Here is a 571-nt window from a genome sequence, read left to right as displayed (position 1 = left end):
ACTGTGCAATGCCCTCAAGCCGCGGCCGCCAAAGCGGCCTTGCTTGAACGGCTGCATCTCATGCCCGAATGCCTTGGTGTGCTCGATCAGCTTATGGCGCATTTCGGACCCGATCGCCTGTCTGAATGTACCGGCCGCACCCGCCGCCTTCTCTACGAGAACGGCCGGCGACACATCGATGTACGCGGTTCGAACGCCAATATGTTCGAAGCCTCCCGCTTCATGTCCGGAGCGACCGACACACTCGTTTTCTCCACGGCCGGCGGAACCGGCCGATCCTATCACGCCAGTCTCGACCACAAGAACCAGAGACGGCGTGTCCACTATCTCGCTGAAGCCGGATGGCGGGCCGACAAAGCCGTCCAAGGCCTTGGACGGTCCCACAGGACCCATCAAGCCAGCGCGCCGCGCTTCCGGGTCCTGTGTACCGACCTGGCTGGCCAGAAGCGGTTCGTGTCAACAATTTCCCAACGCCTCGAAACGCTCGGCGCCTTCACCAAGGCCGACCGCCGGTCGGCCGGTGAACAGCTCTTCTCACCGCTGGATAACCTGGAGGGCGAAATTGCCCAGC

Annotated in this window: 1 protein-coding gene; it reads left to right on the top strand. The window is 62.7% G+C overall.

What is annotated here, in order from left to right:
* Positions 1–60: 60 nt before the first annotated feature.
* On the top strand, positions 61–571 hold a 511-nt coding region (locus PKF00_RS44985; protein WP_369011206.1), incomplete at its 3' end, for a strawberry notch C-terminal domain-containing protein.

It is taken from the genome of Streptosporangium carneum (assembly GCF_027922005.1).
GTDB classification, from domain to species: domain Bacteria; phylum Actinomycetota; class Actinomycetes; order Streptosporangiales; family Streptosporangiaceae; genus Streptosporangium; species Streptosporangium carneum.
Note: the sequence above shows the minus strand (reverse complement) of the source record. Positions and strands in the feature narration are given on the sequence as shown.